This is a genomic window from Bacillus paramobilis, assembly GCF_038096195.1.
GTDB lineage: Bacteria > Bacillota > Bacilli > Bacillales > Bacillaceae_G > Bacillus_A > Bacillus_A mobilis.
Window position 1 is genome coordinate 4,914,409 of the sequence record NZ_CP151108.1, and the last position, 19,674, is coordinate 4,934,082.

A 19,674-nucleotide genomic window follows, 5' to 3' on the forward strand; every position below is an offset into this window, starting at 1 on the left:
AACGCATGACAGTTCTATACAAAGGATCATTAAAACAAAATAACGATCCATTTCACGTTACATTACTATCACTAGAGCACATCGATCAAATCTTATCACTACAAAACGTTGTAGTTGAAGCGCTAGAGGATAAAAGTCGCTTACAACCACTCTCGTTAGAAGAATTTCAATACATTCTAGAAGGAAACGGCATGATGATCGGTGCTTTTATCGAAAACGAACTTATAGCATTTCGTGCCCTACTCGTCCCTCCTATCGACGATGAACATTTAGGACTTGATATTGGCATACCAGAAAGCGAACTACATCGCGTCATCTATCAAGAAATCTCAAATGTTCATCCGAACTGCCGAGGAAATGGGATGCAAAAAATATTAGCGACAGTTATTATGAACGAATTACAAAAAGAAGATAGCAAATACGATTATGTTTGCTGCACCGTTGCCCCTTTTAACATTCCGAGTTTGAAGGATAAATTTGCGCAAGGGATGAAGATTGCTGCGCTGAAAGAGAAGTATAGCGGAAGTATGCGGTATATTTTTGTGAAGGAATTACGCGGGGACAAAGAGAAAAATTGGATGGATATTAAGAGCATTCCGATGAGCGATGCTGGTGGACAGCAGGCGTTGCTTTCGGAGGGGTATCGCGGGTATGAAATGGAGAAAGTGGACGGAGATTTTGTTGTGAAGTTTGGGCGATGATTGCTACGTAAGAAAAAAGGAGATGTCTACTGTGACATCTCCTTTCACTTTCTCTTCATTGAACATATCGATTGCAACTCCAAATATATCAGCGATTTTTGAGATATATCGACTTAACGACAAGTATTGACAATAACCGCAAACTATATAAAGCGCACTACTAAACCGTCATCTTCCAACTAGATAACGCTAACCAATTCTCCATTTCCTTATAATCCGGCATTATCTTCCCGACAAGACGCCAAAAAGATCGATCATGATTTAAATGAACCATATGACACATTTCATGAACAACTACATAATCAATTACTCGCTGCGGTGCCATCGCTAGTTTCCAATTGAATGTTAGCTGTAAATTTGAATCACAAGTGCCCCATGTGCGGCTACTATCTGTAATACGAATAGAACGCGGTTTTGTTTTGAAGTTACTTTGATGCACTTTAATACTCTTCTCTACTAATGACTTACACTGCTTATAATAAAATCGTTTTAACGCTTGTTGTATTTTCTCGTCCTTGAGCTCTTTTACATAAATGTGTAGCTTATCTCCTTCAATCACTGCGCTGTCTTGTGCAATACTTGCATCTTGAGAAATCTGTATCGGATACATATTCCCTAAATACAGAAAACCCTCTCCTTGATCATAATCCTTTTCCTGTGGCCCAAGCGCTCGCTCTTGCATTTCCTTACGGGTTTTCTGAATCCAATCCCATTTCTCCTCTAGCAACTGGACTAAGTATTCAACAGGGGTTCCCTTTGGAGCCTGCACTTCTACATTTCCGTATGAATCTACAAAAAGACGCACCGACTTTTTCTTTTTATACGTTATATGAAAATTAATCGTTTCACCTAAATATGTATGTACCATTTCATCACCTAGTGTATTATTTTACAAATAAAAAAGAGTAGGATACGAACGCCCTACTCTACCTATTATATCATTTACCGCTTTAGCAAACTCATTACCCTCTATACTTTACACCTAATCCCTTAATGAAGTTCCTTGCATATCTATCGCCGCACTCTTTGTAATTTTTATGGCCTTTCTTTCTTAATAGAGCGCCTAGTTCTCCCTTAGTTACCGTAACGCCTACACTATCTAATATATCAAGTACATCCTCACTCGTTAAAGATAGTGCGATTTTCATTTTCTTTAGCAGAAGGTTATTCGCACTCTCTTTGCTTTGTACAGGTGCCGGTTGTCCTGGTTTCGGATCTTGCTTCCCTCTTTTTAAAGTAATAAATCCATTGAAAAATGCCTCTAACATCATCATATCGCATGTTAATACGTACTCATCTTCAGCCACATCATCATTTTCAGCTTCATGCTGAGGAGCTCTCTTTATTTTTGTAAGCATATCAACTACGTCTTCTTTCGTTACTTCCATTCCGCCAAGTTTAAAGATTTCTACCATATCTATATCTCTTATATCTAAAGCGTATCTTACTCTTTTTAATATATCGTTGTTGCTCATTGCCATTGTTTTGCCTCCTGAAATGTTGATTATAGTAATGCTTTTAGCATGTGTAAATGAATGTCGTCAAGTTACTACTTTAACATTTTAAAGGTAGGTTTTGTAGTCTTAGGTGGATTAATGCTCGTTAGGATTAAACCTAACAAGAGATTTGAATGCTTTTCGAGTCACCTTTACCTATATTATTTTTTTATAACAATACACAGATATTAATTAGTATAATAGAGTAACAACATTTTAAGGGTTTTCAGTTGAGTGGAGAATATCCAGCTTATATTTTCGGCGGACGGGCAATTAATTTGTAAGCTCTTTCTATGTTATGGATAAAAAAGCATACTTTATTTTTAAGATTGGAGTTTGTTACTCATGTTAGAAAAAGGTTTAGACCGAGTAAAAAAAGTAGAATTAATGGACAAACACCTTGATTCTTATCAAGGAAAAATAACCAGTACCGAGATTTGTAACATTGTAATGTCCATTTTTAAATTTGATTTAACAACTAAACCTGTCCTATCAAAGGAATGGATAATGGCAGGAGCGGTTTCCTCAACTGAGAACATTGCTAAAATGGCCATAGATTCTACCCTCGCTCATTACGGAGAAAAGGTGACAGGAATAGAGATTCGCCAACTTATCAATCAAATTTTTGGCATTAACTTAGATGCGATATCCTCTTTAGAGGGAGCAAGAATTTCTTTATTTTCTAAAGAGCAGTGGGTTGTTCGAGATGAACAAGACTTATTTGTTGTTCATACTGGATTAGGAGATGTTGATGTGAAAATTTTCGCCACTGACTATTTTACTAAACAAACTGGATTAGAGGAGTTGCCAAAGACCCTACAGCAATCATTAACAAACTTTGGGTTCTCTTGCGATAAAGGAAACGGATATTATTATTACTCAAATCCATCTGAAGAAGCAATTCCAGATGCCTTTAAGGGGCAGATCATCGGAACAATCCTTAAGGTAATTCACGATTCATATCAGTCTTTATAAAAAAAATCATATAGGGAAACCCTATATGATTTTTTTAATCGGTGAATACAACAACTTTATTTTCCAAAAGACGATAAAAATTTAACTCTATCTCCCATAGGAGGAGTATTGTTATCGACTAAAGCAACCTCTAGAACTGCTGGTCCATTTGAATTCATTAAGGCATTTATAACATCTTGATTGATATCTTCTAATTCAGTGATTCTGTAACTTGGGATATTCATAGCCGCCGCCATTGCACTAATATGAATGGATTCCTGTTCGAAGGATGGATGAGTCCTACGGAACTGTAGCGAATGACCATGATATACCATCCCTAAACGGGCATTATTCATCACAACAAATAAAATTGGCAAATTATATTCCTTTGCCGTCAGTATTTCCATTCCGTGCATGAAGAAACAACCATCACCCGTAATACATACAACAGGGCGCCCCGGTTCAGCCAGTTTTGAACCAATCGCTGAACCAATCCCGCTTCCCATTGCACCAAAATGCACATTAATATTATAAGTATCAATATCTACTACCTTCATGTGATGGATGACATACGCCATAAATTCACCAATATCAATGGTATATCTAGTAGTTGACGGTAAACATTTTTGAAGGGTTAGGAGAACATTTTTCGTATTATATTCCTCCGCATCCTCTTCCTCTTTCTTCTTTTCAGCGGTAAGCGCAGCGCTCCCCTTTTGCAATCCTAAAGCTTTTAATTCTTCTATTAACAATACTAAACTTAAATTTATATCACCTAGTACTGGAATATCCACTTTGTACTTCCGATTAAAGACAGATTGGTCAAAATCCATTTGAACAGAGAAGCGATCTTTTATTAAGTTTCCATTATAATTATTTGTCGCAGTTTCTCCCAAGCTGGAGCCTACAATCAATAATGCTTTTCCATCACCCTCATTAATCAATGCGGAAGCAGCCTCATGACCAGCAAATCCAAACACCCCGACTAAAAGCGGATGTTCCTCAGGGACATATCCCTTTGCTTGTGGAGTTGTTATAATCGGCCAATTCAGCAGTTCTGCCAACTCTATTAATAACTCAACAGAATTTCTTATTCCCTGTCCTGCAAAAATATAACCCTTATCCCTTTTTACCAGCTCTCTAGCTGTTTCTTTTATTGTGCCTAGGTCAGGAACAATCGGAAGTCTTTTAGGAAGTGGTGGCATTTCAACACTTTCTATATTTTCATGTTGAATATCAATCGGTATCGCAACATGTACAGGTCCTGGTACTCCTGATATAGCAATTTCGATAGCTAACGCGACTTCTTTAAGTACATCCTTTACATCATTAACCGTAACGCTATATTTTGTAACAGACCTGAAGACTGGTTCTACATCTAATTCTTGTGATGCATTCAGGCCTACGGTATTCATGGGTACAGCACCTGTAATGAATAAAACGGGTAAATGCTCCCGCATAGCATTGGCAGCGCCTGTTACAAGATTTGTGGCACCTGGTCCGCTACAACCAATACATACACTTAGCTGATTTGTATATTTCGCATAAGCGGCAGCCATGTAGGATGCTGCTCCTTCATGCTTTGCTACAATTGGTGTTAATTCAGGCATATCATACAACTCATCGAAAAACGCATTTACAGAACCGGCTGGAATACCAAATATATGTTGAACCTCATTAGCTATTAAATATTCTAATACATTTCGAGCTGCTCTCATGTTTATTCCCCATTCATTTAAAATTGATTTCTCTATTAAAAAGTTTTTCTATGTCTTCAGCCTTTATAGGACGGCTGAAAAAATACCCTTGCATCAAATAACAATTTCGTGCAGATAGAAATTCGACCTGCTCCTTTGTCTCAACACCTTCAGCAATAACGTCAAGATTCAAATTCTTAGCCAGCGTAATAATAGTATTCGTAATGGCTGCATCATCTTTTGTCATATCACGCACAAAAGATTTATCAATTTTCAATGTTGAAATAGGTAAGCTTTTTAAATACCCTAAAGATGAATAACCAGTGCCAAAATCATCAATAGCGAGGTTTATTCCTAGACCTTTTAATTTCTTCATTGTTTTTAAAGTCGATTCTGTATTTTTAACAATTAAATTTTCCGTGAGTTCTAGTTGTATATACTTCGGTGATAGCTCTACTTTCTCTAAAACATTTTTTACGACAGCAAATAAATCACTTTGTTCAAATTGACGTGCAGATAAATTCACCGACATACTAATTAATGGAAATCCTTGATCGTGCCATTTTTTTAATTGCTTGCAGGCCTCTTCCAGAACCCATTCACCTATCGGAACTATTAATCCGGTTTCTTCAGCTATTGGGATAAATTGATCAGGCGATATCATCCCATGTTCTCGATGGTTCCACCTAATTAAAGCCTCTACTCCCTCAATCTTATTCGTTTTACCATTTATTTGAGGTTGGTAATAGATTTCCAGTTCCTCTTGTTCCAAAGCCTTATACAAATCATTTTCTAGCTTGACGCTTTCAAAGGTTCTGGTATCCATCCCTTCACTGAAGAAATGATAGCTACTTCCTGATATTTCTTTAGATTTGTACATAGCTGTGTCTGCATTTTTAATTAAGATTTCAGTCGTATCACCGTTATCAGGAAATATACTAATACCAATACTTGTTTTCATATAGATTTCATTGTCTACTAACTGAAAAGGCCTTGAAAAAGAATCAATGACACGATTTACTACCTTTAACACTTCTTTTTCACTTTTGATATTAGGTAAATAAATGGTAAATTCATCCCCACCCTGCCTCGATACCGTAGCACTTTTGGAGACGCAAGCACTTAATCGGTTTGCAACTTCTCGTAGTAATAGATCACCGAAGCTATGTCCAAGTGTGTCATTCACAAATTTAAACCTGTCTAAATCCAAATACAGAACTGCTAATTTTTCAGCATTTAATTGAGCATATGTCAGCCCTTGGGTTAGCCTGTCCTTTAATAGAACTCTGTTAGGTAAATCCGTTAAACTATCAAAATAGGCATGATATTTTATTTCTTCCTCCATTTGTTTCCGTTGCGTTACATCTTTAAATGTAATAACTTCTCCAACAATCTCGGCCTCTTCTTTTATAGAAGAAATGACATATTCCACCGGAAAGCGGGATCGATCTTTTCTAAAAAATTGCTCGGTTTTATCGTACAGACTCCAATTCTCATCGCAATCGGAAGCAGCCTGCTTTTTCTTTTCTGTTTCAATTCCGTTGAAAACCATACTGGATGGTTTTCCTATTAGTTCATTTTCCATATCATAACCTAACATGGAGGCACCTGCTGGGTTACAAAAGGTTATATTCCCTTCAAGGTCTAAACCAAAAATCCCTTCCCCGGCAGAATTGAGAATCAATTCTTTCTCACGGCTAAGCTGCTGCAATTCCGTTATTACTCGTTCCAGTTCCTTATTTTTCACAGTAATTTCTGAGGTTCTTTCTTCAATAATGACTTCCTGCTTTTCCATATATAAAAGGTTTGATAGCGTGGAGGCAGTTGCATCGACAATAGATTGTGACAGCTGTATTTGCGCTTCAGAATAATTGAAATTACTATCACCTAGATTGACTACAGATATTTGCCCTAATACCTCTCCCATTGAAACCAATGGCAGCATCAAGAGTCCCTTCATGTCAAAATTACGACAAACATCATGGTTTGGCCGCGAATCTGCATACACATCCGGAATCCAGATTGGTTTTTTTGTTTTAATAACCTCTTGCGTGACTCTATCATTGCTTTGATCAAATTGTATCTTATCGTGTGTCTTCATCCAATCTTCTTCTGTCCACTCGGAATCCTTACTTAATTTCACTGGTCTAATTCTTTTCTCAGCTAAAGGCTCTAGTAAATGAACTCCGATATTATAATTATCTAAAACCCTTCCTAGGTAGGAAAAACAAGTGTCAAGACTCTCCTGCATGGAGGAACACATAGATAGATCCCTTGTCACATCAAGCAAAAGCTGCTTTTCAGCAATAAGGTTTACCTTATGAGTTAAATTGTTCGCATTTTGAATGGCAACAGCCGCCATATTCACATATGCCTCAACTGTTTGAATTTCTGACTCTGTTAAATTCATTGGAATTCCATAATCAAATAAAAAAACTAGACCAAATAACTCTTCTTCAAAAGAGATAGGAAGTACGAATAAAGATTTAATTCGAAACCCTTCCACTGCTCTCGGATCCGGCCTACTATCCTTTGATGTATCCGGTATATAGATGGCTTTTTTTGTTTCAATTACTTCTTTCGCCAGCAGATCAATATCTGTATCAATGACATGCATATCCAGTGTCCATCCATTAATAACTTCCGGTTTTCCTACATACCCCCTAAACGTCCCATCTTCCTGCGGCAAATATATACCAACCGAATCGCATTGAACGATTTCTTCAGAAATTGCTATTGTGACTTGCTCTAAAACTTCACGTAAATCTAACTTTGTATTAATCATTTTAGTTATATTCGCAAGTCGAGAATACCTTGTTTGTTCCTTCAACATAAAAACGAACTCCATTTCATTGAAAATATATATTTATATTCAAACTTAAATTCTTATTTAAAACTAATCAATACTATAAGTTTGCTATGTAATTATTGTTAATTCGACAAAATATTTCATATTTCTCACTATTATAATGTTTTTTATAGATTTAATATAGGAATTGTTTGCATAATCATTTAATATTTTTATTACTCAGTTGCGAGATACATACATTGTCATTACTAAAGGTCATACAGCCACAAAAATTCATTTACTTATGATACAAATCAGCTTACCTAAAATAAAACAAACACCACTCCAGTCAGGCAACAATGTACAATATTACTTATTGATTTTTAATATATTAAAACAAAAAAACAGATGGGAATCCCTGCTCATCTGAGTCAAGATTACCATCTGTCTATTCAAACTATCTCTACATGCCAGTCACAAACTCCACATACACAGAGTATATGCGGAAATACAAAAGTGCTGGTTGGTTCAATACGTTTATAAAACTGTTTTCTTTCTATTGCAATCTACAACAGAAGTCAAAACTAAATAAATAAAATCCAGCCCCTCTACTTCAGGAAGTTACACCGTTTCACTACCTTCTACCACATTCACACTCGCCTCAAATTTATCAAGTAATGCGCGTACTTCATCAGTTGATTTTGTACTCATCAATTGATTTCTTAGTTCAGCAGCTCCTGGGAAGCCTTTTACATAAATTTTGAAGAAGCGATGTAATCCTGTGATAGAGCGTGGTAATACTTCTGCATATTGATCTTGCAGATTAAGTTGTAGTCTTAAAAGATCTAAATGTTCTTTACTGCTATGCTCTCTTGGCTCTTTTTCGAAAGCAAACGGATTTTTAAAGATACCTCGTCCAATCATAACACCATCAATGCCGTATTTTTCAGCAAGTTCCAGTCCGACTTTACGGTCAGGAATGTCTCCGTTGATTGTTATTAGCGTATTTGGTGCGATACGGTCACGTAATTTTTTAATTTCCGGAATTAGTTCCCAATGCGCATCCACTTGGCTCATTTCTTCTCTTGTACGTAAGTGAATAGAAAGGTTTGCAATATCTTGTTTGAAAATATGCGTTAACCAATCCTCCCATTCGCTTAACTCTCTAAAGCCCAGTCGCGTTTTTACGCTGACAGGTAGCCCACCCGCTTTTGCTGCTTGAATAAGTTCTGCCGCAACGTCTGGACGTAGAATAAGGCCACTACCTTTTCCTCTTGATGCTACGTTCGGTACAGGGCACCCCATATTAATATCGATGCCTTTAAATCCTAACTCTGCCATACCAATACTCATTTGGCGGAAGTATTCAGGATTATCTCCCCAAATATGCGCCACGATCGGTTGTTCATCTTCTGTAAAGATTAAACGGCCACGTACACTTTTCATACCTTCTGGATGACAATAGCTATCCGAGTTTGTGAACTCTGTGAAGAATACGTCTGGGCGACCAGCTTCACTTACTACGTGACGGAACACAACGTCTGTCACATCTTCCATTGGTGCAAGTACGAAAAATGGTCGTGGTAAATCACGCCAAAAATTATCTATCATTTCAAATTCAAATCCTCTCAATATGAATGCAATTTCAAACTCTCAATAAACCAAAAAGCAGGTGGTATAGATTTTCCTATATCAACTGCTTTCCTATTATACCAACTTAAGCCAAGCCACACACTCTACATGAGTCGTATGCGGGAACATATCAACAGGTTGTACTTCCTGCGTTTTATATCCGCCTTCTTCTAGTACTTTTAAGTCACGTGCTAATGTTGCTGGATTGCATGATACGTATACGACGCGTTTCGGTTTCATGTCGATGATTGTGTTTAGTAGTGCCTCATCACAACCTTTACGCGGTGGATCTACGACCATTGTGTCAGCGATTACGCCTTCTTTGTACCATTTTGGAATGACTACTTCTGCTTCTCCTACGCCAAATTCAGCGTTTGTCATGTTGTTTAGTGCTGCGTTTCGGTTTGCGTCTTCGATTGCTTCTGGGACGATTTCAACACCGTACACTTTTTTCGCTTTTTGCGCTAGGAATAAGGAGATTGATCCAATTCCACAATAGGCGTCAATTACTGTTTCGTTGCCATCTAATTTTGCATATTCTAACGTTTTATCGTATAACACTTTCGTTTGTTCTGGATTTACTTGATAGAATGAACGTGCTGAAATTGCAAACTTAATGTCACCGATAAAGTCATAAATGTATTCTGATCCGTACAGTACTGTCGTTGTGTCTCCGAAGATTACGTTTGTACGTTTCTTGTTTACGTTTTGAACAATCGATTTTACTTCTGGGAATTTTGCAGCAATTTCTTCAATGATTGCTTTCTTGTTTGGTAATTCTGCTGTACGAGTAATGAAGACAAGCATAATTTCTCCTGTTACTTGTCCGTAACGAGCCATTACATGGCGAAGTGTTCCTTTATTACGCTCTTCGTTGTATGCCGAAATACCGTGTTTTTCACAAATACGTTTTACTTCCTGGATTAATGTATCGTTTTCTTCTGCCTGAATTAAACATGATTCCATATTAATGATGTCATGTGTTCCTTGGCGATAGAAACCAGCGACAAGTCCACCTTCACGTTCTCCAATTGGTACTTGTGCTTTGTTACGGTATACCCATGGGTTCTTCATGCCAAGTACAGGGTGCACAGGAACATCGCTTAGTCCGCCAATGCGCTGCATAACGTCACGTACTTGTTTTTCTTTTGCTTGTAATTGTCCTTCATATGTTAAGTGCTGAAGCTGACAACCGCCGCACTGATTGTACACTGGGCATTCTGCATCTTTACGATACGGGCTCTCTGTATGAAGCTTCATTAAACGACCGAATGCGAAGTTTTTCTTCACTTTAATAATTTTAATTTGTCCTTCTTCACCTGGTAATCCGTTTTTAACGAAAATAGGATAGCCTTTTACTTTCGCAACACCGGCACCATCATGTGTTAAATCTTCAAATACTACATCTATAAACTCGTTTTTCTCAACTGGTGGCGTCATTTTTGTACTCATTTTCCGACCTCTCTTTTTCATAACACTGCGTTACATTTTATCATACTTATATGGTCTATTTCTATCGGAAGAAAAAAAGCTATTGACGATAGTTCTCTGTTAATGTTACGCTACTACTAATTTAATACGGACGATGTTACCTCATATATATTCGATAATATGGATCGAGAGTTTCTACCCGGCAACCTTAAATTGCTGGACTATGGGGAAAACTAATGAATATTAGCCTATGTGCAAAAAAGGACTCATATTGATTAGCTTTCTCTCATAGATGAAAGTGAATCCATATGGGTCTTTTTTTATTTTTATTTTTCTAAAAGGTCAGACATCTTACGTATGACATAAAACCTCTTTGTTTTATTTTTAGTAATATAACGAGCGTTTTATGTACAAACTTTATACGAACTTCTGAAAGGGGCAACTACATGCAATATGTAATGAGCATTATCGGTATTCTTGTCGTTTTAGGTTTATGCTTTGCTTTGTCAAACAATAGAAGTAAAATCAACTTCCGTGCAATTGCTATTATGATTGGTTTTCAAATTTTAATCGGTTGGTTTATGTTTGGCACAAAGATTGGTCAACAAATCATTATTTTCATTGGTAAAGTTTTCAACAAACTAATTAAACTTGGTACGACAGGTGTCGATTTTCTCTTTAACGGAATTCAAAGAGATTTTGTCTTTTTCTTAAACGTACTATTAATTATCGTATTTTTCTCAGCACTACTTTCTATCTTTAGTTATTTAGGTGTTTTACCATTCATCGTTCGCGTTGTCGGCGGTGCAATTTCAAAAATTACTGGTTTACCACGCGTCGAGTCATTCCACGCAGTAAACTCTGTATTCTTCGGTTCAAGTGAAGCGTTAATCGTTATAAAAAACGATTTACAGCATTTTAACAAAAACCGTATGTTTATCATTTGTTGTTCTGCGATGAGCTCAGTTTCTGCTTCTGTTACAGCATCATACGTAATGATGTTAGATGCGAAATATGTACTAGCAGCTCTTCCGCTAAACTTATTCTCAAGCTTGATTGTTTGTTCGCTATTAACACCCGTTGATACGAAGAAAGAAGATGAAGTGATTCAAAAATTTGATAGAACTTTATTCGGAGACAGCTTTATCGGCGCAATGATTAACGGTGCGCTTGATGGTTTAAAAGTAGCTGGTATCGTTGCCGCATTAATGATTGCCTTCATCGGTGTGATGGAAGTTGTAAACTACGTAATTAGCGCAGCTTCAGGTGCAATGGGATATGCTGTTACTTTACAACAAATCTTCGGTTATATACTTTCTCCATTCGCATTCTTAATGGGTATTCCAACTCAAGATATTATCCCAGCTGGTGGTATTATGGGTACGAAGATTGTATTAAACGAGTTTGTAGCAATCCTTGATTTAAAAGATGTTGCATCAACATTATCTCCACGTACAGTTGGAATCGTTACTGTATTCTTAATTAGTTTCGCAAGTATTAGCCAAATTGGTGCGATTGTTGGTACAATCCGTGCCCTTTCTGAAAAACAAGGAAGCATCGTTTCTAAATTTGGTTGGAAAATGTTATTTGCATCAACACTTGCTTCTATTTTATCTGCAACAATCGCTGGATTGTTTATTTAATAAAAAACTCCACCTTACTTCTCCTTTCCCAAAAGGAAATTCAGGTGGAGTTTTTTTACTTTCTTCTATATGTATTTTTATGTAAACCCCACCAGAAAAATATAAGTTATTATTTCCGAATTATCCCAAAAATGTATTCCCCTATATATTCTATAGTGATATGATGTACAAGGGTATAATTCAAATTTTTAAAATCGAAAATTTGAGTTAGTGTCACTTATACGAATGATGATTGCATGACATAATTGATGATAATTAAAACACAATAGAAGGATGATAGAATGAAAAAATATACATATATCGCTTTACTTTCTTCTGCTATTCTCGTAGGTTGTAACACTAGTAGCACTAGTGATAAACAAATAAAAGAAGCAACAGCGAAACAAACAGTTGAACTTCCTTTAACACAAGGGATTATTACATGGGATCCGTATGAATATAACGCACAAAACACCACGCTTTATACAAAGGATTTAAGAGATTCATTCACACAAGTACGTTACAATATTTGGCGTACTGCTGATGGTCCTGAAAGCAAACAAACTTTTACTTCACAAGAAAAAGAACGTGACTTTGCCCTCCCACTACATTTAAAATCATTTCATTTAAAACGTGGCGAATTCCAAATTGAAACAGTAGGAATCAAAGAAGATAATACTGAAACAAATCTAGTAACATCTAAAATTACATTCCAGCAAAGTGTACCCGTATTAATGTACCATGCAATTGAAAAATACCCTGGACCAAGTGATGGGGATTACGGTTTATACGTACCACCTGAGCAATTCGAAAAACATATGCAATATTTAAAAGATAACGGTTATACGATGCTTACATTTGAACGTTGGAATGATATAAATCGTGTAAATAAACCTGTTTTTGTAACAATGGATGATGGTCGAAAAAATAATATGAACGCTCTTCATATTTTACAAAAATTAAAGGATGATAGATTTCAACCTACAGCTACTGAATTTCTTACTGCAAATGAGATAGACAAACCTAATCGTCTATCAACAGATGAGATAAAACAAATGATGGATTCAGGCATTTTTTCTATTCAATCGCATACTGCTAATCATACGATGATGGCTTATTCTAGTAATTATGATGAGGAATTACGTAGTTCGAAAGAAAAAATCGAAGCCCTTACTGGTAAAAAGGTCATCGCTCTCGCCTATCCAGTAGGTTCTTATAATGACCTAGCTGTTCAAGAAACAAAAAAACATTATGAGTTCGCAGTAACTACTGATCACGGTAATCACATTACAAAAGGGATGCCAAACGAACAATACTTAATTAAACGCCATTTTGTAGGGCCTAATACATCAATGGAAAAATTCATATCTCTTATAAAGTGAAACTTTAATTAGTGGGGGTTTTGTTCACTCCCACTGATTATTAGCCCTCACCAATCGGGCTTTTACGGGCAGTTGATCCCCCTTACCTAACCTCTTTGCTTTTGCTGAATTCTGAGGTGGAGTCTTACTGCCCACAAATAGTGGGATAAAGTAAACCTTACTAAAAGATGGTAGAAATAACTCTATTAAAAACCTACCTCATTACGAAAATGATATGATGAACAAGGGTATATCCCCACCTCTCTAACAGCGGTGGGGATTTTAAATATAAGCATGCAACATAATACACAATAGAAGGTGATTCTATGAGAAAATACGCAGCAATCGCTTTATGTACGTCTGCCATTTTAGCTGGCTGTAACAGTAGCAATGTAAGTCCTGAACCTAAAAAAGAGAAAAAGGTTCAAGAGACTAAGAAACAAGAAGTGGTCGTACAAGAACAAGGCAAAATTTCTTATCATCCAATTACACACGAATCTACAAATACTACTATTCATATGACAGATATAAAGGATACTTTAACTGAGGTACAATATAAAATTTGGCGCACCGCTGATGGAAAGGAACACACTAAATCTTTTTCTTCTAAAGAAAAGGAAAAGCAATTTTCACTTCCTTTTGACATAAAAGAATTTGAAGGAAAACGCGGTGAATTCCAAATTGAAGCAATAGGATTGAAAGAAGATGGGAAAACCATTCCACTCACAAAATCTGCAATTACTTTCGAGCAAAAGGCTCCCGTTCTTATGTACCATGCAATCGATGATTATCACGGACAAGGCATTAAAGATTTATTCGTATCCCCCACTAACTTTGAAGCCCAAATGAAATATTTAAAAGACAACAGCTATACATTACTAACTTTTGAACGCTGGGGCGATATAAATAAAGTGAATAAACCTATCTTCGTTACATTTGATGACGGTATGAAAAATAATATGAATGCATTTCATATTTTGCAAAAGCTAAAAAATGATACGTTTAAACCAACAGCAACGGAATATATGATTGTTAATAATGTTGATGCTGAAGGATCTCTTTCTACATCTGACATAAAAGAAATGGTTGATTCCGGCATTTTCTCCATGCAATCTCATACTGCAACACATGCAGACTTACCGAAGATTACAAACTATGAAGAAGAATTAAAGGGATCGAAAGAAAAGCTAGAAAAAATAACAGGTAAGCCCGTTATCGCAGTTGCTTATCCATTCGGTCATGTAGATGATAAAGTCGTTGCAGAAACGAAAAAATATTATCAATTTGCGACGACAACAAAACCCGGAAAGTTCATCACAAAAGGTGAACCCGATGAGTTGTTAAAAATGAAGCGTGTTCGCATACACAATTCGACGACTATAGAACAATTTGCTTCTTCGATTAAATAACGATGAGAGCTCAATATATTTTGAGCTCTCTTTTTACGCTATATTTATATATATTTTTTGAATTTTCTTGTATTATATATAGTAAGAAATCTTTCAAATTAAAGGAGATTATACATATGTCATTTGAACAAACGTTAGAGAAATATGCTGCCCTTGCAGTCAATGTTGGTGTTAATATTCAACCAGGACAAACATTATCAATTAGTGCACCTCTTGAAGCTGTACAATTTGTACGCCTCGTTACAGAAAAAGCATATAAATCTGGTGCAAAACACGTATATGTGGATTGGAATGATGAGACGTTAACACGCTTAAAGTTCGATCTAGCTCCTGAAGAAGCATTCGCTGAGTTCCCATCTTGGAAAGCACACGCTCGTGAAGAATTAGCAAAAGAAGGCGCTGCATTTATGTCTATTTATGCAGAAAACCCTGATTTATTAAAAGGTGTAGAAGCAACGCGTATCGCAACAGCTCATAAAGTAGCTGGTGAAGCAATGAAAGTATACCGTGATTACGTACAAGCTGATAAAGTAAGCTGGTGTGTCATTTCTGTCCCTACGAAAGAATGGGCTGCGAAAGTATTCCCTGACGTTGCACCAGAAGAACAGGAAGCAAAACTATGGGATGCTATTTTCAAAGCTACTCGTGCTGATTTAGAAAATCCTGTGGAAGCATGGAAAGAACACGATGAAACATTACATACAAAAGTTGATTACTTAAACGAAAAGCATTATAAAGCTCTTCACTATACAGCTCCTGGAACAGATTTAACAATCGAACTTCCAGAAAAGCATGTATGGGCTGGTGCTGGTAGCTTAAATGAAAAGAACGTACCGTTTATGGCGAATATTCCAACTGAAGAAGTATTTACAATGCCACTTAAAACAGGTGTAAACGGCCAAGTATCTAGCACAAAGCCGTTAGCATTTGCAGGTAACATTATCGATAACTTCACGTTAACATTTGAAAACGGACGTATCGTAGACTATAAAGCAGAAACTGGTGAAGAGGCTCTAAAACATTTAGTAGAAACAGATGAAGGTTCTCACTTCTTAGGAGAAGTGGCTTTAGTACCTCATGACTCACCAATTTCAAACACAAATATTTTATTCTACAATACGCTATTTGATGAAAACGCATCTTGCCACCTTGCAATCGGAAGTGCTTATGCATTCAACTTAGTTGGTGGAAAAACAATGTCTAAAGAAGAACTTGCTGAAAATGGAGCAAACACTAGTATTACACACAACGACTTTATGATCGGATCAGCTGAGCTTGATATCGATGGTATTACAGATGATGGAAGACATGAACCAATCTTCCGTAAAGGTAACTGGGCATTTTAATAAAAACAAAAGGCTATCTTCCACACCGGAAGGTAGCCTTTTATGATGCTGATGAAACCTTAAGCCCAATTACTCCTAAAACAATAAAGAGAATACAAAATGCTTGAAATAAGTTAATGTGCTCTTTGAAGAAATACACGCTAATGATTGTAATAAGTAATGTTCCTACACCAGACCAAATGGCATAAGCGATACTTAAATGAATTTTTTTGACAACGATAGCAAATACGCTGAAACAAATTCCATAAAATACGAAAATAAGTACACTGGGAACAAGCTTTGTTAAACCATTTGATAGTTTCATCGCAATTGTTCCAGCTACTTCAAAAATAATTGTTACGAGTAATAATAGCCAATATACCATACTAGAATCTCCTTCTCTGTTACCTTATAGAGATTCTAGTATACTACTTATAGTCCTAATGAAATATATTTAATTTCTAAATATTCCTCGATACCGAAATGGCCTCCTTCACGGCCAATACCACTTTCTTTAAAGCCACCGAATGGTGCTTGTGCAACTGATGGAAGTCCATCATTTAATCCGATAATGCCGTACTCTAATGCTTCGCTAATTTGGAATGCTTGACTAATATCTTTTGTGAAAATATAAGCAGCCAATCCATATGGTGTATGATTTGCACGTTCAATTACTTCTTCAACCGTTTTAAATTTCGCAACTGGCGCCACTGGTCCGAATGTTTCTTCATTCATACAAAGCATCGTATCGTTCGCCAATCCAATTACAGTTGGTTGCATAAAGTGTCCATCTAACTCCGCAACCTTTTGGCCACCAAATAAAACTGTTCCCCCCTTTTGAATAGCATCTTCAATATGTTCCTGTACTTTCGAAACTGCATTCTCGTCAATAAGTGGTCCTACAGTCGTTCCGTCACCGAAACCATCCCCTACTTTCAACTGCCCTACTGCCTTTTGGAACTTCTCTACAAATGCTTCGTACACTTCTTCCTGAACAAATACTCGGTTTGTACATATACACGTTTGTCCTGCGTTACGGAATTTCGAACCGATTACCGCCTCTACCGCTTTATCTAAGTCCGCATCATTCATAACAATAAACGGTGCGTGACCACCTAACTCAAGTGAAACCTTTTTCATCGTTTGTGCAGCACTGGCCATTAATTCTTTCCCAATTTCCGTTGATCCTGTAAAGGAAACCTTTCGAACACGTCCATCTTCCATCCACGTATCAGCAATTGCTTTCGCACTGCCTGTTACAATATTTATTACGCCTTTTGGAATATCCGCTTCATGAGCTAATTCAGCTAATTTTAACGCAGTTAACGGCGTTTGACTTGCAGGTTTTACAACCGCTGTACATCCTGCTGCAAGCGCCGGAGCTACCTTTCTCGTAATCATAGCAGCCGGGAAATTCCAAGGTGTAATAGCTGCCATAACTCCAACTGGTTGCTTCATAACTAAAATACGTTTATTCGGATGAGAAGCAGGAATCATTTCACCGTATACGCGTTTTCCTTCTTCTGCATACCATTCAACAAAGCTATTTGCATAATTCACTTCACCAAGTGCTTCTGCAAACGGCTTTCCTTGTTCTCTCGTCATGATTGCTGCAATCTCTTCCTTATTTTCATCAATAAGTGTGAACCATTTTTTCAACTTCACTGCACGGTCTGCTGCTGTTAACTTAGACCATGATTTAAAAGCTTCATGGGCCGCATCAACAGCTTGCTTTGCCTCTGTTACCCCGCCCTTTGGTACCGTCGCAAATATTTCCTTCGTTGCTGGATTATTTATTTCGATTTGTTCTTGCAACGTAATCCACTCACCATTTATATACATCGCCTTTTTCTCTACATTTACAAATGTCGCTTTTTTATCCAATGTTTTCTTCCTCCTCTATAAGTTTCTTTATTTTCCTAGTGGCAGCAGATTGACTTATTTTTAAAAACTCCGCTACTTTATAACTCGACCCATATGTTTTATACGCCTTCAAAATAATATTCCGTTCTACTTCTTCTAACATTTTATAGAGACTTTGACCGGACTGTTCAACCGTTGATTCTTGCATCGCTATTGGCAAATCTTCTATCGTAACGATATCGTCAGCAGTTATAACAATTCGCTCAATCACATTTTCAATTTCTCTATTATTTCCTTCCCACGGGTAACTAACAAACATTTGCAATGTGCTAGGTGCTAATTTTACATTCCGGCCATATTTCTCGTTAAAGTGCTGTAAATAATGATAAATGAGTGGCAAAATGTCTTCGGTTCTTTCCCGGAGTGGCGGAATTACAATTGGAATGACATTCAGACGATAATATAAATCTTTCCGGAATGTTCCTTGTTTCACCATCATACTTAAATCCCGATTTGTTGCCGCTACAATTCTAACGTCCACCTTTTTTAATTCCCTTCCGCCTATAGGGCGAAACGTTTTTTCTTGTAACACTTGCAAAAGCTTCGCCTGAATTTCAAGCGGCATTTCGCCAATTTCATCTAAGAAAAGAGTTCCTCTATGCGCTGACTCTAATAATCCCTTTTTCCCTTCACGATTCGCACCTGTAAAAGATCCACCTGAGTATCCAAAAAGCTCTGATTCAATTAAATTCGTTGGCAATGCCGCACAGTTAATTTCATAGAAACTTTCATTCTTCCGGTTACTCACTTCATGTAAATGACGTACTAATCGACTCTTCCCTACTCCTGTCTCGCCTAAAACGAGAACTGTACTATCTACCACGGATACTTTCTTGATTGTCTCGACTATTTTTTGCATAGCGATACTTTTAAAAATAAGTCCTTCATGCTCATACGTTTCTCTTAATTCTTTTTTATATGTTTTTAACTGATTATCCATTTCCTCTACCTTTTGACGTAATTGGTAGAGTTCTGTAAGATCACGAGAATAACTAATTACTCTTCTTAAATTTCCCTCATCGTCAAAAACAGGCCTTGTACGAACGTGTAAATACTCTCCTGATTTTGTCGTTTGAACGAGTTCAATCGGCCTCTTTTTTTCAATTACTTCTAACGTTGCCGATGGATAAAAGATACCATCCTTCTGCAATTCTTTTACATGCTTACCTACTAACTCTTTAGCAGCTAATTGATAGTGCCCTTCACATGTACTATTTACACGCACAACGATTCCCTTTTCGTCAGTTACAAAAATTTCGTCAAACGCATATTCAAATACATCTTGTAAATCCATTAACATTCGTTCCTTTTCTGCAACCATCCTAGCCACCCCTA

The 19,674-nt window shown here is 36.9% G+C and carries 15 protein-coding genes and 1 riboswitch; of the genes, 6 read left to right on the plus strand and 9 right to left on the minus strand.

The window, feature by feature from the left end:
* Window positions 1-5 precede the first annotated feature (5 nt).
* A complete protein-coding gene (locus AABL52_RS25120; protein WP_098872617.1) occupies window positions 6-701 on the plus strand; it encodes an N-acetyltransferase in 696 nt (231 codons plus the stop codon).
* Between the two features lie 160 nt (window positions 702-861).
* Here AABL52_RS25120 and AABL52_RS25125 read toward each other — a convergent pair whose 3' ends face one another.
* Window positions 862-1,569 (minus strand): M48 family metallopeptidase, encoded by a 708-nt coding sequence (locus AABL52_RS25125; protein ID WP_341518663.1) that lies wholly within the window; start codon window positions 1,567-1,569, stop codon window positions 862-864.
* A 94-nt stretch (window positions 1,570-1,663) separates the two neighbouring features.
* Window positions 1,664-2,182 carry a DUF1456 family protein gene (locus tag AABL52_RS25130; protein ID WP_001251724.1) on the minus strand — a complete coding sequence of 173 codons (519 nt, stop codon included), beginning with the start codon at window positions 2,180-2,182 and terminating at the stop codon, window positions 1,664-1,666.
* Between the two features lie 360 nt (window positions 2,183-2,542).
* Here AABL52_RS25130 and AABL52_RS25135 point away from each other — a divergent pair, with 360 nt between their 5' ends.
* The gene (locus AABL52_RS25135; RefSeq protein ID WP_340422585.1) at window positions 2,543-3,172 is read left to right on the plus strand and encodes a hypothetical protein; all 630 of its coding nucleotides are present in this window, start codon (window positions 2,543-2,545) and stop codon (window positions 3,170-3,172) included.
* Window positions 3,173-3,228: 56 nt separating this feature from the next.
* Here AABL52_RS25135 and AABL52_RS25140 read toward each other — a convergent pair whose 3' ends face one another.
* The 4 genes from AABL52_RS25140 to rlmD form a co-directional block, all read right to left on the minus strand.
* The gene (locus AABL52_RS25140) at window positions 3,229-4,869 is read right to left on the minus strand and encodes a thiamine pyrophosphate-binding protein (RefSeq protein WP_341518664.1); all 1,641 of its coding nucleotides are present in this window, start codon (window positions 4,867-4,869) and stop codon (window positions 3,229-3,231) included.
* Window positions 4,870-4,882: 13 nt separating this feature from the next.
* The gene (locus AABL52_RS25145) at window positions 4,883-7,681 is read right to left on the minus strand and encodes a bifunctional diguanylate cyclase/phosphodiesterase (protein ID WP_340422589.1); all 2,799 of its coding nucleotides are present in this window, start codon (window positions 7,679-7,681) and stop codon (window positions 4,883-4,885) included.
* Between the two features lie 576 nt (window positions 7,682-8,257).
* Window positions 8,258-9,247 carry a tRNA dihydrouridine synthase gene (locus tag AABL52_RS25150; RefSeq protein WP_341518665.1) on the minus strand — a complete coding sequence of 330 codons (990 nt, stop codon included), beginning with the start codon at window positions 9,245-9,247 and terminating at the stop codon, window positions 8,258-8,260.
* Between the two features lie 96 nt (window positions 9,248-9,343).
* Window positions 9,344-10,720 (minus strand): 23S rRNA (uracil(1939)-C(5))-methyltransferase RlmD, encoded by a 1,377-nt coding sequence (gene rlmD / locus AABL52_RS25155; RefSeq protein ID WP_341518666.1) that lies wholly within the window; start codon window positions 10,718-10,720, stop codon window positions 9,344-9,346.
* 121 nt (window positions 10,721-10,841) lie between these two features.
* Window positions 10,842-10,943: riboswitch (purine riboswitch) on the plus strand.
* A gap of 202 nt (window positions 10,944-11,145) precedes the next feature.
* Here rlmD and AABL52_RS25160 point away from each other — a divergent pair.
* The 4 genes from AABL52_RS25160 to AABL52_RS25175 all read left to right on the plus strand — a co-directional run bounded on the left by AABL52_RS25160 (window position 11,146) and on the right by AABL52_RS25175 (window position 16,437).
* Window positions 11,146-12,342: a NupC/NupG family nucleoside CNT transporter gene (locus tag AABL52_RS25160; RefSeq protein WP_001200509.1), complete on the plus strand. Its 1,197-nt coding sequence runs from the start codon at window positions 11,146-11,148 to the stop codon at window positions 12,340-12,342.
* Window positions 12,343-12,623: 281 nt separating this feature from the next.
* A complete protein-coding gene (locus AABL52_RS25165; RefSeq protein WP_341518667.1) occupies window positions 12,624-13,703 on the plus strand; it encodes a polysaccharide deacetylase family protein in 1,080 nt (359 codons plus the stop codon).
* 305 nt (window positions 13,704-14,008) lie between these two features.
* Complete coding sequence (locus AABL52_RS25170) at window positions 14,009-15,091, plus strand: polysaccharide deacetylase family protein (RefSeq protein WP_341518668.1); 1,083 nt, start codon at window positions 14,009-14,011, stop codon at window positions 15,089-15,091.
* 116 nt (window positions 15,092-15,207) lie between these two features.
* The gene (locus AABL52_RS25175) at window positions 15,208-16,437 is read left to right on the plus strand and encodes an aminopeptidase (protein ID WP_000007353.1); all 1,230 of its coding nucleotides are present in this window, start codon (window positions 15,208-15,210) and stop codon (window positions 16,435-16,437) included.
* 40 nt (window positions 16,438-16,477) lie between these two features.
* Here the strand turns inward: AABL52_RS25175 and AABL52_RS25180 are convergent, their stop codons facing one another.
* Genes AABL52_RS25180 through AABL52_RS25190 form a run of 3 tightly spaced genes read right to left on the minus strand, consistent with a single transcriptional unit; the run spans window position 16,478 to window position 19,660 of the window.
* Window positions 16,478-16,801 (minus strand): DMT family transporter, encoded by a 324-nt coding sequence (locus tag AABL52_RS25180; protein ID WP_000263259.1) that lies wholly within the window; start codon window positions 16,799-16,801, stop codon window positions 16,478-16,480.
* Between the two features lie 47 nt (window positions 16,802-16,848).
* On the minus strand, window positions 16,849-18,300 hold the full coding sequence (gene gabD / locus AABL52_RS25185; protein ID WP_000358097.1) for an NADP-dependent succinate-semialdehyde dehydrogenase: 1,452 nt from the start codon (window positions 18,298-18,300) through the stop codon (window positions 16,849-16,851).
* Window positions 18,293-19,660 (minus strand): sigma-54 interaction domain-containing protein, encoded by a 1,368-nt coding sequence (locus tag AABL52_RS25190; protein ID WP_000225128.1) that lies wholly within the window; start codon window positions 19,658-19,660, stop codon window positions 18,293-18,295. The genes gabD and AABL52_RS25190 overlap by 8 nt, the downstream gene beginning before the upstream one ends.
* Between the last annotated feature and the right edge of the window lie 14 nt (window positions 19,661-19,674).

Coding starts and splice junctions, on each gene's coding strand:
- AABL52_RS25120 (WP_098872617.1), top strand. CDS start 6: ATGACAGTTCTATACAAAGGATCATTAAAACAAAATAACGATCCATTT.
- AABL52_RS25125 (WP_341518663.1), bottom strand. CDS start 1,569: ATGGTACATACATATTTAGGTGAAACGATTAATTTTCATATAACGTAT.
- AABL52_RS25130 (WP_001251724.1), bottom strand. CDS start 2,182: ATGGCAATGAGCAACAACGATATATTAAAAAGAGTAAGATACGCTTTA.
- AABL52_RS25135 (WP_340422585.1), top strand. CDS start 2,543: ATGTTAGAAAAAGGTTTAGACCGAGTAAAAAAAGTAGAATTAATGGAC.
- AABL52_RS25140 (WP_341518664.1), bottom strand. CDS start 4,869: ATGAGAGCAGCTCGAAATGTATTAGAATATTTAATAGCTAATGAGGTT.
- AABL52_RS25145 (WP_340422589.1), bottom strand. CDS start 7,681: ATGTTGAAGGAACAAACAAGGTATTCTCGACTTGCGAATATAACTAAA.
- AABL52_RS25150 (WP_341518665.1), bottom strand. CDS start 9,247: ATGATAGATAATTTTTGGCGTGATTTACCACGACCATTTTTCGTACTT.
- rlmD (WP_341518666.1), bottom strand. CDS start 10,720: ATGAGTACAAAAATGACGCCACCAGTTGAGAAAAACGAGTTTATAGAT.
- AABL52_RS25160 (WP_001200509.1), top strand. CDS start 11,146: ATGCAATATGTAATGAGCATTATCGGTATTCTTGTCGTTTTAGGTTTA.
- AABL52_RS25165 (WP_341518667.1), top strand. CDS start 12,624: ATGAAAAAATATACATATATCGCTTTACTTTCTTCTGCTATTCTCGTA.
- AABL52_RS25170 (WP_341518668.1), top strand. CDS start 14,009: ATGAGAAAATACGCAGCAATCGCTTTATGTACGTCTGCCATTTTAGCT.
- AABL52_RS25175 (WP_000007353.1), top strand. CDS start 15,208: ATGTCATTTGAACAAACGTTAGAGAAATATGCTGCCCTTGCAGTCAAT.
- AABL52_RS25180 (WP_000263259.1), bottom strand. CDS start 16,801: ATGGTATATTGGCTATTATTACTCGTAACAATTATTTTTGAAGTAGCT.
- AABL52_RS25190 (WP_000225128.1), bottom strand. CDS start 19,660: ATGGTTGCAGAAAAGGAACGAATGTTAATGGATTTACAAGATGTATTT.